Origin of the sequence: Streptococcus pluranimalium (assembly GCF_002953735.1) — a bacterium.
GTDB lineage: Bacteria > Bacillota > Bacilli > Lactobacillales > Streptococcaceae > Streptococcus > Streptococcus pluranimalium.
In genome coordinates this window covers 1-15,751 of sequence record NZ_CP025536.1, presented here as the reverse complement: position 1 = coordinate 15,751, position 15,751 = coordinate 1, and the positions used below count along the sequence as shown (strand labels likewise).

At 36.3% G+C, this 15,751-nt stretch carries 15 protein-coding genes; all 15 read right to left on the bottom strand.

All coding sequences use genetic code 11. The features are described from left to right. Nucleotides 1-176: 176 nt before the first annotated feature. The 15 genes from ftsH to dnaA all read right to left on the bottom strand — a co-directional run bounded on the left by ftsH (nucleotide 177) and on the right by dnaA (nucleotide 15,641). Nucleotides 177-2,135, bottom strand: a complete 1,959-nt coding sequence (gene ftsH, locus C0J00_RS00075; protein ID WP_104967032.1) for an ATP-dependent zinc metalloprotease FtsH — start codon at nucleotides 2,133-2,135, stop codon at nucleotides 177-179. Nucleotides 2,136-2,159: 24 nt separating this feature from the next. Then, complete coding sequence (gene hpt / locus C0J00_RS00070; protein ID WP_104967031.1) at nucleotides 2,160-2,702, bottom strand: hypoxanthine phosphoribosyltransferase; 543 nt, start codon at nucleotides 2,700-2,702, stop codon at nucleotides 2,160-2,162. A gap of 14 nt (nucleotides 2,703-2,716) precedes the next feature. Further along, complete coding sequence (gene tilS / locus C0J00_RS00065; RefSeq protein WP_104967030.1) at nucleotides 2,717-3,988, bottom strand: tRNA lysidine(34) synthetase TilS; 1,272 nt, start codon at nucleotides 3,986-3,988, stop codon at nucleotides 2,717-2,719. Next, nucleotides 3,985-5,268: a serine hydrolase gene (locus C0J00_RS00060; RefSeq protein ID WP_104967029.1), complete on the bottom strand. Its 1,284-nt coding sequence runs from the start codon at nucleotides 5,266-5,268 to the stop codon at nucleotides 3,985-3,987. Before C0J00_RS00060 ends, tilS begins: the two co-directional genes overlap by 4 nt. Continuing rightward, nucleotides 5,269-5,388, bottom strand: coding sequence for an SP_0009 family protein (locus tag C0J00_RS00055; RefSeq protein ID WP_104967028.1), 120 nt, complete (start codon nucleotides 5,386-5,388; stop codon nucleotides 5,269-5,271). Beyond that, nucleotides 5,388-5,759, bottom strand: a complete 372-nt coding sequence (locus tag C0J00_RS00050; protein ID WP_104967027.1) for an FtsB family cell division protein — start codon at nucleotides 5,757-5,759, stop codon at nucleotides 5,388-5,390. The genes C0J00_RS00055 and C0J00_RS00050 overlap by 1 nt, the downstream gene beginning before the upstream one ends. Continuing rightward, entirely contained in the window at nucleotides 5,746-6,018 is a 273-nt protein-coding gene (locus C0J00_RS00045; protein WP_104967026.1) for an RNA-binding S4 domain-containing protein, read from the bottom strand. Before C0J00_RS00045 ends, C0J00_RS00050 begins: the two co-directional genes overlap by 14 nt. Nucleotides 6,019-6,123: 105 nt before the next feature. Continuing rightward, nucleotides 6,124-6,678 (bottom strand): helix-turn-helix domain-containing protein, encoded by a 555-nt coding sequence (locus tag C0J00_RS00040; protein ID WP_104967025.1) that lies wholly within the window; start codon nucleotides 6,676-6,678, stop codon nucleotides 6,124-6,126. A gap of 109 nt (nucleotides 6,679-6,787) precedes the next feature. Beyond that, nucleotides 6,788-10,294 (bottom strand): transcription-repair coupling factor, encoded by a 3,507-nt coding sequence (gene mfd / locus C0J00_RS00035; protein ID WP_104967024.1) that lies wholly within the window; start codon nucleotides 10,292-10,294, stop codon nucleotides 6,788-6,790. Continuing rightward, a complete protein-coding gene (gene pth, locus C0J00_RS00030) occupies nucleotides 10,287-10,856 on the bottom strand; it encodes an aminoacyl-tRNA hydrolase (RefSeq protein ID WP_104967023.1) in 570 nt (189 codons plus the stop codon). Before pth ends, mfd begins: the two co-directional genes overlap by 8 nt. A gap of 66 nt (nucleotides 10,857-10,922) precedes the next feature. Continuing rightward, nucleotides 10,923-12,038 (bottom strand): redox-regulated ATPase YchF, encoded by a 1,116-nt coding sequence (ychF, locus tag C0J00_RS00025; protein ID WP_104967022.1) that lies wholly within the window; start codon nucleotides 12,036-12,038, stop codon nucleotides 10,923-10,925. Between the two features lie 118 nt (nucleotides 12,039-12,156). Then, nucleotides 12,157-12,345 (bottom strand): hypothetical protein, encoded by a 189-nt coding sequence (locus tag C0J00_RS10420; protein WP_233995849.1) that lies wholly within the window; start codon nucleotides 12,343-12,345, stop codon nucleotides 12,157-12,159. A 351-nt stretch (nucleotides 12,346-12,696) separates the two neighbouring features. Next, nucleotides 12,697-12,900 (bottom strand): DUF951 domain-containing protein, encoded by a 204-nt coding sequence (locus C0J00_RS00015; RefSeq protein WP_104967021.1) that lies wholly within the window; start codon nucleotides 12,898-12,900, stop codon nucleotides 12,697-12,699. A gap of 83 nt (nucleotides 12,901-12,983) precedes the next feature. Beyond that, nucleotides 12,984-14,120, bottom strand: coding sequence for a DNA polymerase III subunit beta (gene dnaN / locus C0J00_RS00010; protein ID WP_104967020.1), 1,137 nt, complete (start codon nucleotides 14,118-14,120; stop codon nucleotides 12,984-12,986). Nucleotides 14,121-14,273: 153 nt separating this feature from the next. Then, nucleotides 14,274-15,641 carry a chromosomal replication initiator protein DnaA gene (gene dnaA / locus C0J00_RS00005; protein ID WP_104967019.1) on the bottom strand — a complete coding sequence of 456 codons (1,368 nt, stop codon included), beginning with the start codon at nucleotides 15,639-15,641 and terminating at the stop codon, nucleotides 14,274-14,276. Between the last annotated feature and the right edge of the window lie 110 nt (nucleotides 15,642-15,751).

Here is a 15,751-nt window from a genome sequence, read left to right as displayed (position 1 = left end):
TCTTATCACTTTAGGAGTTTTTTTGTTACCACGCTGGAAGCTCTTTTGAACCACTAGCACAGCTAGTGGTTTTCGAAAGCCAAAAAGGCGACCCGGAAACGGGTCGCCTTAGTCATCATTAACAGATAGCAAGGAGTGCTTTTCCAACTAAACTTTTCAGGGTTAGGATAGTAATCTTATTCTTCTGTCATTTTTTCTTTGATCTCATCGTATGATAATGCATGTGCTTCCTTTTCATCATCTGTTTCTTCAGGCATTTTTCCTGTTTCATAGATTGACTTAATTTGAGCAGCATCCAATGTTTCATATTTGAGAAGCGCTTCTGCAATTAATTTATGGGTTTCACGATTTTCATTAATGATATCTGCTGCTTTATTACGAGCATCATTAAGGAGGGCACGGACTTCATCATCAATCATCTGTGCTGTCTCTGGCGAGTATGATTTTTCTGGGGATAATTGTCCAGTCATCATTGAATGGCTACCTTCATATTGAACAGGTCCAAGTTTATCACTCATACCATACTCCGTTACCATAGCACGAGCCATTTGACTAGCTTGTTCAAAGTCATTAGAGGCACCAGTCGTTTGAACGTTGAAGATAATTTCTTCAGCAACACGTCCACCCATGAGTCCTGCTAATTGCTCTTTCATATCATCTTTAGAAAGAAGCATTTGATCTTCTTTAGGAAGGGCAATCATGTAACCACCTGCGCGACCACGAGGTACAATAGTAACCTTATGAACCACACGGGCATTTGAGAGGACTAAACCAACAATGGTATGACCCGCTTCATGGAAAGCTACCAACTCACGATCACGTTGTGATACTGACTTATCTTTCTTAGAAGGTCCTGCAATAACACGATCCTCAGCTTCATCAATATCTGAAGCATCGATGACCTTTTTATCGCGACGAGCAGCAACAAGAGCAGCTTCATTAAGGACATTTTCTAAATCTGCACCGACAAATCCAGGTGTTTGTTGAGCAACAACTTTCAAATCAACATCATCTGCTAATGGTTTGTTTTTAGCATGGACACGTAAAATAGCTTCACGTCCTTTAACATCAGGTTGTCCTACAAGAACCTTACGATCAAAACGTCCTGGACGTAAAAGTGCTGGATCAAGAACATCGCTACGGTTTGTCGCAGCAATAACAATGATACTTTCATTGCCTTCAAAACCATCCATCTCAATTAACAATTGGTTAAGGGTTTGCTCACGCTCATCGTTTCCACCGCCCATTCCGGCGCCACGACGACGACCAACAGCATCAATTTCATCAATAAAGATGATTGCTCGTTCAGCTTTTTTAGCATCTTCAAACAATGAGCGAACGCGGCTAGCACCAACGCCAACAAACATTTCAACAAAATCAGATCCTGAAATGCTAAAGAAAGGTACGCCTGCTTCACCAGCAACAGCTTTAGCAAGAAGAGTTTTACCAGTACCTGGAGGACCCTCTAATAAGACACCTGCAGGAATACGTGCTCCAAGTGCTTTATATTTTTTAGGATTTTTCAAGAAATCGACAACTTCTACAAGTTCTTGTTTTTCTTCCTCTGCACCAGCAACGTCTGAAAAGCGGACTTTAACGTTACCTTCGCTTTGAGTTTTAGCTTTATTTTTACCGAAGCTCATGGCTCCTCGAGCACCGCCACCTTGATTCATCATCATGCTAAAGAAAGCAATCACAATGACCAAGGGTAAGAAACTCATAATGATGGAAATCCAAGTTCCGCTAGAGCTCTCTTGTTTTACTTTGATATTAACGCCTGCATCATCTGCTGCCTTTTGAAGGGTATCCAAGGCAGAATCACTATACAAAATGGTACTTGTAAAGTTTTTGACATCACGACTTGCATTACCTAAAAAGGATAAGTCTGTAGATGATTTTACTTTCTTGGCTTTTTTATATTGACCAGTTACTTCTAATACAGTGCCACTAGGTTGATAGGTAACTGTTTTGACATCACCTTTTTTTAATTGCTTAACTAAATTTGAGTAGCTAATACGTTGGGTTTGAGAATTACTTCCACTGAAATAATATTGAAAAGCTGTTACCACTGAAACAATAATCAATATATATAGTAGGGAATTCTTCACAAAACCGTTATTGTTTTTATTATTCATTAAACGGAGTGACTTTCTAACTTTTTATTTAGTGTAGATTTCTTCTTTAAGAACACCTACGTATGGGAGATTGCGGTAATTTTCATTATAGTCTAAACCAAAGCCAACAATAAACTCATTTGGAACGTTGTAGCAAACATAGTCAGCTTCAATCTCAACAATACGTCCTTCTGGTTTATCAAAAAGAGTAGCAATCTTAACAGAATTGGCTTTACGATACTTAAACATATCTCGTAAATAAAGAAGTGTACGACCTGTATCAATAATATCTTCTATAAAGATAACATCACGACCCTCAATATTAGTGTCCACATCTTTAAGGATTTTTACTTCACCACTAGATGTTGTTCCGCCATGATAACTAGAAACAACCATGAAATCAACTTCTACATGGGTATCAATATGTTTGATGAGTTCTGCCATGAAAGGAACAGCACCCTTTAATACACCGACAAGTAAAGGATTTTTTCCTGCATAATCTTTCGTTAATTGCGCACCGAGTTCTTTTGACTTGGCCACAATTTCTTCTTCTGAATAAAGAACTTTTTTAATATCTTGTTCTAACATAATCGTTCACCATTCTACATTTTTTGAATATACAATTTGCCTTTCATTATATCATGATAATAAGGATTACTCAAATATGTTTTTCCTTGGCATATCACTGCTACAATGGACTTATCTTGTTCAATAATTATTGTCTTTTGTCTATCTTTTTTATTTATTTTCTCATCAATGAAGAATCGTCTCAATTTTTTAGAAATATTTTTAACCAGAATCCTATCGCCCGGTTTACGATGTCTTAGAATAACTGGATTTTTTGATGGTAACGAAATAGAATCGACATAGTCCTCTTGTTTTTCATCATAACAAAAAAAATAATCTTCTAAAGTTACCAATGAGCCATATTCTAACAAAACTTCTGACGGCTGACTATCAGTCTCTGGACTGATTTTAGAGATACTAAACCGTTCCTTACTTTTTTTAAAGTAATAATTATTTTTCAAGGGAAAATCGTAGCTCTTGTCATTCCTTAGATTAGACAATAGTTGTTTAAATTGCAATTGTCCAATTTGTAAATCAGGAAAAGTAGCTAAATAGTCTTCTAGTAAAAAATGTTGAACAGCCAGTGTTTGTTTCTGAAAAACGTTACAATTTTGCTTATCTATATCCTTTGTTAAATCTTGTAAAGCTTCCGTTAGTAAGTCTATTTCTTGACCATGCTTTAACAGTGCTTGCTTGATGTTAGAATTTTCTTGCTTTAGTTGGGGTAGATAGTGATTCCTAATACGATTTCTCAAATAGTCATTTTGTTGATTACTATGATCTTCAAAATGAAAAATATTTGGAAAGTCTTTTTTAGAAAAGTTTAGTAGTGGTCTAATCAATTCTCCGTTAGCAAAGATTTGTTTTTCTTTTATACCTGATTGGTAACGAATCTTGCTTCCACGGAGGATTCGCATAAAAATCGTTTCTGCTTGATCATCTGCATGGTGAGCAGTCACCAATGCCGTGTAGTTATCTTTTTCCATGATTGTTTTAAAAAAAGAATACCGATAATCACGCGCTTTTTTCTCAGTAAACGTCCCCTTAAAATGACCTAAGTAAAAGGGAACATGATGTTTTTTCGACCAAGCTTTTAAATAATTCTCTTCAATCTCGGATGCTTCTCGCTGATGATGATTGACATGAGCAATAGCAATAGCAATACCTAGTGTTTCACGTGAAACATATAAAAAATGCAGTAGATTCATTGAATCTACTCCACCTGAAACAGCTATGAGAACTTTTTGATGAGTGGTGAAAAATTGCTTTTCTTGAACGTGGTTTAAAAAGTCTGTTGATGTAATCATTTTAAAATCTCATAAATGTCGTCTGCAATCGCTGTTATATCATCATAATTTGCTTTATTGGTCATTATGGTTATGATAAATGGCGACTTTGTGTAGATAATGGCTGCATCGTGTTTGTAATCGTAGGCATCCCCAATTTTGTGAGAAACTTTATCTGAAATATTTTTTGAAATCCGCTTATCATCAAAATCCGTTTTCGATAAGTAATCAAGAACAAAACCATTTTGATGATAGAGAGCTTCTAATATTTTGTTGATTGTTTCTGGTGAAACATCACGTTTTTCCATATCCCAAGATGTTCCTGAAATAGCCATCATTTGGTTTTGAAAATCTGCTCCAAACTGATCTGTAACATAGTAAGCCAACATGTTGCTAGCAACATTATCCGACTGTTGAGCAACTTTTTTCATCAATTCATCGACAGTATATTCTTTGTCGTTAGCTTTTTTAGGAAGGCTACCGCTACCACTTGGATCATAAGCCCCATAAAAGTCATTAACTTTTGAAGTATACTTAAACGTCGTTTCCTTGTTAATTTTGCCTTGATTGATTGCTTCTTGTGTGTAATACAGGATAGGTAGTTTGGCTAAGCTAGCCGCATACATGGATTTATCGGCATTAATACCTGCCATCTGTCCCGTTTCCAATTGTTTAATACTAATACCATAGTCAGCTTTTTGATATTTTTGAGTCAAAAGTTCCTGAACTTTTTCCATTCTAGTATCTTGGATGGAAATCAGATGCCCTTCAACCCAACCATATTGATCCAATTGATAGTAAGTACCTTTATGAGTCGTGGCTACGGCAGTTACAATGACTTGTGTATAGTCCTTAGGTTTCTTAGTGACTTCTTTGGTCCCTTTAACAAAAGGACTATCATAAATCTTATCAATCTTTCGCGTCCAATAAGTGGCTGACATTGCTGTCTGATTTAATACAATATCTTGGTAATAGAGTGTTTCGTCAGCTAACATATAAGTTTGATCCATTAGGTGAAACACCGGTAAACCAAATTGATTCACTTCAATAGATTGAATCTGTAATGAATCATCTGCTGATAATGTTTTTGCGGGATTTTTTAAATCCGAATCCTTATAAACTGGGACTGATGTTTTCAAAACTGGATTTTTAGGTATTTGCAAGTTAGTTTTTGGTGAAACTGCTGTCTGTGACAATTGATACCTTTGGGCATCAGTTAGCTGTAAATCAACCTCAGTACTAATAACCGGAAGTGTTTGAAAGAAAAAAGGAAGTAGCATAAAAAGGACTATTTTCTTCATTTAATCTTTCTCTTCCTCACTTTCTACCTGTCTTAAAGCATTATTTTTTGCTGAGAGTTCCTCTAGTTTTTCATCAGAATACTGTAAAAACTTCTCGATTGTTTCAATTAAATTTTCCATTATTTCGGTAATAAGTCTGGAACAGGGAAAATCATCTCCCCTTCCTTAGAATAATAATATTTTGCCCGAGCATACTTAGCGGCAAAGTCATTGTCTTTTAAACTATCAGCTAATTTCTTTTTATCTTCAACGTCTTTAGAAATGGACTGGTAATCCTTTTTTAACTGGATGACACGGTCTTTTTTTTCTTGTAACTTATGATAACTACTTATGAGATTATAAGTTGGTAATATGAAAAGAAGCATTACAATGAGCAACAAACCACCCATAAAGCGATGACGTTTGGCGTTTTCTTCCAATTCATAACGACGTTTTAGTTTTTCATCTTTAATATAATGATTGTTAAGTTGTACAACATTAGGTTTCTTCATTGGCTTCTACTCGCTTTTCGCTAATGATTTCGTACATTTTTTCAGCATCTTCTTTTTTAGTGCTGTCTTTCATTTCTAATACCCTAACGGTTAAGAGTTTATTTCCAAAACGAACTTCTACTTCATCATTTAATTTTAAATCTGTAGAGGATTTTGCTAAAACACCATTAACTTTGATACGTCCCTTATCTGCAACTTCTTTAGCCACAGGACGACGTTTGATAATTCGTGATACTTTTAAATATTTGTCTAAACGCATACTCTTCTCCTTTTGAGACTGTCCCTTACATTCTATCATTTTTTTGTGAAAATGGCAGAGCTTATGTTACTTGCCATCAAAATAAAAAGAGAGTTCTGAACTCTCTTACCAGAATATTAAAGCTGAACATACAGTCCCTACAAAGAAAATCAAGAAAATAACAGTTAGAATACTAATACCAAACCACAGTTCACTAGAAAGACTTGTTTTAGCATTTTTCTTAGGATCTAAAAAATTCAAGATATCAGCATAAGTCTGTAATTGACGGTTTTTCATGATATAAAAAATCTGAAAAGCTGAGTAAATCATTGGACATGATAATAACCATAAAATAGGAGCAACTACCCCTATAGAAGACAAATACCTTGTCGGAACAACAACTGAAAATAAAAACCAAGAAATGCCTCCAACAATAAGCCACTTCTTGAATTGCGATTGATCAACCTGATGTTTCATAATGTCCACATCTCCTTTAATTAGATTATCTAAAGAGACATCGAAAAATGTTGCTATCAATAATAGTGAGTTGATATCAGGGTAAGTTCTACCTCTTTCCCAATTGGAAATGGTTTGTCGTGAGACATAAAGTTTCTCAGCCAATTCTTCTTGAGAGAGCTTTTTGCTATTTCTTAAATCAACTAAGCGATTATGAAACTTCATTTCGACCTCCTTGATAACTTTAGTCTAATTAACTCGAGTTTAGTTTACCATACAAGTCCTTTGTCATGAAGGTATTTTTATGTCAAAAGGCTTTGACAAGGGGGCCTGGTTATTTGTTTTCCATTTTCCGTTCTTTAATGTCAGCAAATCCTTGCCCAAACTGGATCAATTCTTCTAAAATCTCGTAATCTTTTTTGTTACGAATATCAAAAATGACTTCAATTTTTCCTTGGTGTTCACTGATGCGAGCCTTGAGATTGGTTTTTGATAGGGCTTCAAAATAATCTTGGGTTAAAAAGAGGGTCTGTGTGACTTTTTCAAAACGAACAACCAACTGATTTTCTTTACGGTCAACTAGTTCTGTAAAGATGCTGTCAAGGTAAGATTTGACAAGGCCAATTTCTAGTAAATAGGCAACTTGATCAGGATACTCTCCAAAACGGTCAATCAACTCATCTTGAAGTTCTTCATAGGCAGCGCGTGAATCAATCTCTCGAATACGTTTGTAGATTTCAATTTTCTGACGTTCATCCGAAATATAATCCATTGGTAGATAGGCATCAATCTGTAAATTAAGCTCGGCGTTTCCTTTTTGACGCACTTGCGATTTTCCTTGTTTCTTCAAAATGGCATCTTCTAAGAGTTGCGAATACATTTCAAACCCAACAGAATCAATAAAGCCACTTTGTGAAGCACCTAAAATATTACCAGCACCACGAATAGACAAGTCACGCATGGCAATTTTAAAGCCTGAACCCAGTTCTGTAAAGCCTTTAATAGCATCCAAACGTTTTTCTGACACCTCAGTCAGAACCTTATCAGGTCGATACATGAGATAGGCATAAGCAATCCGATTAGAACGGCCAACACGTCCACGAAGTTGATACAAGGTTGACAGACCCATATGGTCTGCATTTTCAATAAAGAGGGTATTGACATTAGAAATATCAACTCCTGTTTCAATAATAGTTGTAGCTACCAAAACATCGTAAACTCCAGCAATAAAGTCTAACAAGGTATTTTCCAGCTGAATCTCGCTCATTTGCCCATGAACAAAACCGATACTTGCCTCTGGGACCAGTTCTTGTAATTCTGCTACTTTTTGTTCAATGGTGTCAACCTTATTATAAACATAAAAAACCTGTCCTCCACGGTCTAACTCACGCAAAATGGCTTCACGAACCATACCTAGATTAGTTTCCATAACATAAGTCTGAACTGGGTAACGATTGGTTGGAGGGGTTTCAATAACTGATAAATCTCGAATCCCTAGCATAGACATGTGAAGGGTACGAGGAATCGGTGTTGCTGTCAGAGTCAAAACGTCAACTTTAGTTTTTAATTCTTTTAAGGTCTCTTTGTGTTTGACACCAAAACGTTGTTCTTCATCAATGACAATGAGACCCAAATCTGAAAAGGTGACATCCTTAGAAAGTAAGCGATGGGTACCAATGATGATATCAATTTGACCTTTAGATAATTCTTCTAAAATAGCTGTTTGTTCTTTCTTACTTCTAAAACGACTTAGTTCCTCAATGTTGACAGCTTGGTTGTCAAAACGCTCTTTAAAGTTGACATAGTGTTGATGCGCTAGCACAGTCGTTGGTACTAAAATAGCGACTTGCTTGCCGTCATTGACAGCTTTAAAGGCTGCTCGCATGGCTACTTCGGTTTTACCAAATCCAACATCACCAACCAAGAGACGATCCATAGGCTTGTCAGCTTCCATGTCTTTTTTGATTTCAGCAATTGACCGGAGTTGATCTTCTGTCTCAGCATAGGCAAAATCATCATCAAACTCTCGTTGATTGTCATCATCTGGAGAAAAAGCAAAACCTTTTAATTGACTGCGTTCAGCATATAGTTTTAGCAAATCATTTGCAATATCTTCTACTTGCTTGGTAACTTTTTGTTTGGTTTTTTGGAAACGACCATCATTAAGTTTATTAATTTTAGGTTCTTTGCCATCAGCTGAAACGTATTTTGACAGACTTTCAATCTGCTCAATCGGTAAGGAAATACGATCAGAATTTTGATACTGAATGGTCAGATAATCACGATGGATACCCTTTATTTCTAGTGTTTCGATTCCCAGAAATTTCCCAATACCATGAACTTGATGGACAACATAATCGCCCTTTTCAAGCTCATTATAATCTTTTAGGCGTTCAGCATTAGAAATGTTAGAACGACGAGCGCGACGTTTGATTTTTTTATGGAAAATCTCACGTTCGGTAATTAAAACTAATTTTTCATCAGCTAAATAAAATCCAGTTGATAGATTCCCAATAATGAATTGTGCCTGATGAGGTATAATCTCCTGAGCATCTGTAATGAGAAGTTCCAGGTTATATTCTTTTAACGTTTCTTGCAGACTATCCAGAGATTTTTGGGAATCTACTTGTACTAAAATCGTTGCTTTTTGCTTCTGATAGCGATGAATTTCATCTACCAAAAGTGGAAACTGATTGAAGAATTCCTGCATAGGATACTGAGTCATGTTACGCAGGGCATCAAATTTGATATTCCCCAGTCCCTTATGAAAATTCGAAAAGAAACTTGCCGGTTGATATTGTCTTAGACTTTGATAGGTATCGGCAAAATAGATCTGACTTGATACAGCTTTACATTGCTGTAAATCATCTGTCAATAAATTAGCCACTTCCATTTCAAAGCGAGCATGACGATCCATCAACTTTTGAAAATCATCCACAAAAAGAATCGTACCCTTGGTAAAATAATCAAAAAGGCTATAGTTTTTTTGATAAAAGAAACTCAAAAAACGACGAATATCCTTATGACGATAGCCATCTTTTGTTACTGATAAAACATCAGTGAGATAATTTTTCAAGTCATCATTGAGACTCTTGTCAAGTTCCTCTTCTAGTTTAATGGTCGCACGTTCAAAATCACCTTGCTCTAAAATAATGTCAGTAGCTGGTGAAATTGTAACGTCTTCTAAACTATCCAGAGATTTCTGACTTTCACTATCAAATGTACGAATACCATCAATTTCATCACCGAAAAATTCAATCCTAAAAGGATAATTTTCAGTAACTTCATAAATATCTAGAATGTTACCTCTACGACTGTACTCTCCTGGGCTCAATACTTGATTGACACGTTCATATCCCATTTGGGATAGATTTTTGACAAGATTGTCAATTTCTTTGTCAACTCCAATTGACAACTTTATTTGTGCTCTGTGGTATGCTTTAGGGTTTGGTAATAGTATTTTAGTACCAATAATAGAAGTCACCAAAATACCTGTTGAGGTCTCGTTCTGGAGAAAGTTTAAACTCTCTAGACGAGATAAGGTACGATCAAGTGATGAAAAAATGAACTCTGCAGCGGCGACATCATCAGCAAAAAAACTATAGATGTATTTTTCATCTAATAGTGCTGATAAATCACTGATTAGCTGTTCCGCTTCATTTTGGGTTGAGGTTACGATAATCATCTTTCCTTGATGATACTGAAAGGCTGTTGCAATAGCCAGAGCCTTACTAGAAGCAGAGAGGCCCATGACTAGTTGACGCCCTGTTTCTACCTGTCCAAGCCAATTTTGAATGGTTTTATTTTGTGCTAATAAATCCGTTAATCCTAATTTAGCCATTGTACCTTCTCATTGTTGTTTCAAAATCATCGCTTTTTAAATAATACTTGACAGCTTTGTCAACTTTATCAAGCGTATTGTCAATTGTAATCATTTCATCTGGTGAGAATTTTCCTAAGACATGATTGATGACTGTCATACCATTTTGAGGACGCCCGATACCTATTTTGATACGGTCAAATTCTTGTGTACCAATATGAGCAATAATTGATTTGATACCATTATGCCCTCCGGCAGATCCTTTTTGACGGAAGCGAATTTTTCCTACTTCCATATCTAAGTCATCATAAATAACAATCAAGTCCTCGATAGCAATGTTATAGTAGGTTAATAGTGCTTTAACAGCAATCCCACTATTATTCATGAAAGTGGTTGGCTTTATGAAATAAACTTTTTCGCCATTGATAAAACCACTTGTTACATAAGCTTTAAAGGTTTTATCTTCTGTAAAGTTAAAGTCAATTTCCTTTACAATGGTGTCAACTGCCATAAAACCAACATTATGACGGGTTTGATCATATTTTGACCCTGGATTTCCCAATCCTACAATTAATTTTGTCATTTTTGTCTCCAATACAAACACAAAAGGACTGGAAGTAACTTCCAGCCGGTTCTTTTTTTTAAAATCTTAAACGTTGAAACGGAATTCCATAACATCGCCATCTTGAACGATGTATTCTTTTCCTTCCTCACGCAGGCGTCCTGCTTCTTTAACGGCTTTTTCAGATCCATATTGAACCAAGTCATCATAGGACATAGTCACAGCTCGAATGAATCCTTTTTCAAAGTCTGAGTGGATGATTCCTGCTGCTTGAGGGGCTTTAATCCCACGCTTAAAGGTCCAAGCACGGACTTCTTTTTCACCTGCAGTGAAGTAGGTTCCAAGACCTAGTAAATGATAAGCTGCTCGTGTTAATTTGTCGACACCTGATTCTGTAAGACCAATCGCTTCCAAAAATTCTAGTTTATCCTCATCGTCAAGTTCAGAAATTTCTTCTTCAGCACGCGCTGAGATGACAACAACTTCAGCATTTTCAGTAGCTGCAAACTCACGAATAGATTTGACATAATCAATATCATCTGGTTCTGCGACTTTATCCTCATCAACGTTAGCGACATAGAGCACTGGTTTAGTGGTCAAGAGGAAGAGGCCTTTTACCACTTTTTGCTCTTCTTCAGTAAAGTCAATGGTGCGAGCTGATTTGCCATCTTCCAAAACTGGTTTGATTTTTTCCAGAACGTTAAATTCAGCCACCGAGTCTTTATCTTTTTGCGTACGGGCCATTTTTTCAACACGCGCATAACGTTTGTTGATGGACTCCAAGTCAGCTAAAATCAACTCTAAATTGATGGTTTCAATATCAGCAATCGGATCAACAAAGTCTGATTCACGCCCTTGCTCACGCATGACATTTTCATCATCAAAAGCACGAACAACATGAACAATAGCATCGACTTCACGGATATTAGCCAAGAATTTATTTCCCAAACCTTCTCCACGAGAAGCTCCCTTGACGATACCGGCGATATCTGTAAATTCAAAGGTTGTTGGAACAGTTTTCTTTGGTTTTACTAATTCAGTTAATTTATTAAGGCGTTCATCCGGCACTTCAACCATCCCAACGTTTGGGTCAATAGTGGCAAATGGGTAGTTGGCTGCTTCTGCACCAGCCTTTGTAATTGCATTAAATAGTGTCGATTTCCCAACGTTTGGTAAACCAACAATACCTGCTGTTAAAGCCATAGTTTGTAACTTCCTTATCTTTTTTCAATCATATCCATTATAGCAGAAAATAAAGGAAAAAGCCTAGTATCTTCTAGACTTTTTACCCAAAGACATTTGAAAGGATATATGGCAGAAATCAAGACAAAAATCCTAATATAGGAAACAAAATCCACCAAAAGCCCGATAAAAATTCCCAGAAGGTCATTGGCCTATCTGTCTCTCTTGTTTCGACTACTCGCTCAATTTTAACCTGTGGTTCTTTGCCTAATATGAATTGATCTAAACTAACGTCTAGTATCTCTGCCAACTTAATTAAATTCTCCAAATCTGGCGTAACATCACCATTTTCACAATTGGCGGTAAGACAGAAATCTATGATTTCGTTGTCGCACCGCCGCAAGGCTGATTAGTTTCGCAAGAAGTTCTATATGCCCTTGGCCAACAATCAGCTACTGCGAGAATAGATTATCTAGAGCTAAAAAGTTTTTCAGCCAAAGCATCTTGTGATAGTTTTTTCTCTGTTCGCAGTTTTTTGAGTTATTACGCAAAAATAATCATGATAAAAAATTCCTCTCTCTTTTTTCACTATCAGTATAGGCGGCTAATGCTTCGTTTACCAGCACTTTTAGGAGTAACTCATAGTTGCCATAGCCTTCAAAATGTTGATTTGACAATCTTATTTTGGTTGCGAGAGTACTTTCTTGAGTTTACGTTCAAAATCATGACGGCTCATCATGACAAGATGCTGACAGTTAGTACATTTTAATTTAATATCTGCGCCCAAGCGCGTAATTTCCCAAGAGTTGGCTTTTTTGCCAGTTTCTTTGATGATACAGGCATGAGGTTTTTTCATCTCAACTTTACTTCCGATTTGGTACATGGTTCTTCTCCTTGTTTGCTTATTATAACAAATTTTGTATTTAAAAAACCACTTAGACCAGCTAAATGGTTTGATTGTTAAGATTAGTTTGTACGAACTGGTGTAATCAGTTGAATGAAGTTTTCGCTATCATCGCCTGGTGTCAAGGTAAATGGACGTACTGGCGATAGGAAACGCACACGTACTGTCTCACTTTTAAGAGCTTTAAGAGCTTCAATCAAGTAAGTTGGGTTGAAACTAATGGTTAAGTCACTTCCTGACAACTCTTCCACGTCAAGTTCTTCATTAACTTTTCCGACTTCTGGTGAGTTTACATGAGCACTGACTGCATTACCTGTAATTTCAAGTTTTACTGTTCCGTTTTGTGTCGCATTTGATACCAAGAAAGCACGTTCCATAGCTTGGCGAAGATTGGCTGTTTTAAAGACAACCTCTGTCTCAAAATTAGGGGTAAGAAGGCGGTCAGTATCTGGATAGGCTCCTTCGAGAAGACGTGTGTAGAAGCTAATATTTTCACTTCTAAAGAGAATTTGACTTGAAGAGAAGAAAATCTCTACGTTCTCAATATCATCCGTAAAAACGGCTGAAAATTCGCGTAGTGAACGACTAGGGATAACAACATCAAAATCAGCTGATTTTTTCTCTAAATTTAGTTGACGTTGACTCATACGATGAGAATCTGTTGCTACAGCTTTAAAAACTTGATTATCTTTAAGCATGATGTGAACACCAGTTAAAATAGGACGACTTTCTTGTGTACTAGCTGCAAATGACGTTTCTGTGATGACTTGTTTGAGTGTTTTAGTTTCCATACTTAAAGGATTATTAGTATCAACTTCTTGAAGACGTGGGTATTGTTCAACATCCTTACCTTTAAGTGTAATCTCTGATTTTCCACTTGTGATTTGAACTTGATAGTTAGCCATTTCTTTAAAATCAAGAGTGACATCAGGAAGACTTGATACGATATTGATGAAGAAACCAGCTTCCAAAAGAATGGCTCCTGAAGAAGTTATCAACAAGCCAGCATTGTCATTCTCAACTGAAATGAAATGCTCAATTGAAATTTGACCATTAGATCCTGTTAAAGTAATTCCTGAGGTTGCAACTTCAATTTTAATGGTTGATAAAATAGGAATAGCATTTTTAGTAGAAATAGCTCTTTTTGTAGCATTAAGAGCGTGTAGGAAAAATGCTTTGTTAATCGCAAATGAAATCATAGGTACTCCTTTATATCTAAATTATAATATATAGTATTAGTAATAGGCACTGTTGATAATGTGGAAAAGTCTTAAAAAGCAACTAAAATCAATCAGTATAACTTGTTCACAAGTTGTGGAAAAAGTTGCTTAAAAATCGAAACTTATCCACAATTACTTAATTTTATTTTTGATGCTTTCCAGTTCGATACGAAGTCCTTCGTCTTGAGCCAGCATATTTTTGATCTTATTATAAGCGTGTAGAACGGTTGAATGGTCACGTCCACCAAACTCTTTTCCAATTTTTGGAAGAGAATTATCCGTCATTTCACGCGCCAAGTACATAGCAACTTGACGCGCCAAAACAATATTTTGTGTTCGCTTGGTTGCTTTGATTTCTTTAACAGTGACACCATAGAATTTTCCAACAGTTGTTTGAATATCCTCGATTGGGATGACGGTAACTTGGGGGCCATCTTTTTTACGAGCTCTAATGGCTTCAGCTGCAACTTCAACTGTAATCACTTTTAGTTTTTTAAAGTTAGCGACAAGGCTGATATCTTTTAAAGCGCCTTCTAAATCACGCACGTTTGAATCAAACTGGCCAGCAAGGTATTCAATGGTTTCTGTAGGGAAATCAAAATCATACTCTTGAATTTTATTTGTCAAGATTGCTACCCTTGTTTCAAAATCTGGTGGTGTAATGTTGACCGTTAATCCCCACTTAAAGCGCGTGACCAAACGATCTTCCAAATCATTGAGATGATCAGGATTACGGTCACTGGTTAAAACAATTTGTTTGTTATTGACATGAAGCGCGTTAAAAGTATTGAAAAATTCTTCTTGGATCCCTGCATTAGTGGTTTTTTTAGGTAAGGATTGGATATCATCGATAAGAAGAACATCAAGTGTTCTGAAATTATCTTTCAATTCATCCATGGTATTGAGCCTGAGATGCTTGGTAAACTCATTCATGAAATTTTCAGCTGTAATATATCGAATACGAGCATGCGGATTATCCTGCAAAACCGTATTTCCAATGGCATTTAATAAATGTGTCTTACCTAATCCTGGTCCACCATAAATGAAGAGAGGATTGTAGGTAGTACCTGGACCTTCTGTAACTGCGATAGATGCTGCTACTGCCCAGCGATTTTCATCACCTTGAACAAAATTTTGAAAACTATATTTTTCATTGAGGTTTGATTCAACATAGGGTAAAGTAGGTGTTGTTTGAACGACTTCTGTCCCATAGTTAGCAGCCTGGTTAGCTGTTTTAGGCTGTAATTCGTCTTCTGAGAAAATGTAATGATTTGTAATTTCTGCGTTGAAAATTTCAAATCCAGCTGTTAGTGTGAATGGTTGAAGATTCTTTTGCCAGAAGAGTTCTTTTATTTCACTATCTAATAGGATAGTTGCAATATTATGTTCAATCTTGATCAATCTTGCATCGGTTACAAAAAAATCAAAAGTTGCTTGCTTTAGCTGGCTATGAGCCAATTCTAAAACCCTATTCCAAAAGATCCGTTCATTTTCGGTCATAGCTGTCTCCTTTTTTAGTCTCGTCTTGCTAACATTCTAACATAAAGAAGATGAGTTTTCCACAAGTTTAAAAAGAAAATCCACAATGTGAAAAGAAGTTTTCCACAACT